The 449-nt window shown below is 40.1% G+C and carries 1 protein-coding gene; it reads left to right on the top strand.

Going from position 1 to position 449, the window contains the following annotated elements; all coding sequences use genetic code 11:
- A partial coding sequence (locus M3175_RS26025) for a hypothetical protein (RefSeq protein WP_251524603.1) occupies positions 1–274 on the top strand: 274 nt, incomplete at its 5' end.
- Positions 275–449 lie beyond the last annotated feature (175 nt).

Here is a 449-nt window from a genome sequence, read left to right as displayed (position 1 = left end):
CAACGCGCATGCCATGGACACGCTTGAGTTTTTGCAAAGCCAATGGATTAATGACGGTAACTTTATGAACCTTGGGGAAGAACGTGACCCAATGCTAGGCGTACACGCAGGTAGTGACGCTGATAGCGATGTGTTCACTGTACCCGATGAGCCAATTCGTAAGCGTCATACCAATATTTTGCAATTTAATACCCTACAAGGCGGCGAATATCTTTTTTTACCAAGCTTGTCGGCACTCATATGGATTAGTGAGCTTAACGAAAATTCATATTAGCGTAAAACTAAATAAAAAAAGGTTAGGCGTTTTTAGTACTGCTAATCTTATAAAATAATGAAAATAACAAAGGACAATCATCATGTTAAATAAATTATTCGGTCGTCGTTATGCGAAGTTTGACCCAGCCATCGACCAGCTTACTAGTGACGATGAAAAAGCCATCGACCAAATC

This window comes from Robertmurraya korlensis (genome assembly GCF_023715225.1).
Lineage (GTDB): Bacteria > Bacillota > Bacilli > Bacillales > Cytobacillaceae > Robertmurraya_A.
Note: the sequence above shows the minus strand (reverse complement) of the source record. Positions and strands in the feature narration are given on the sequence as shown.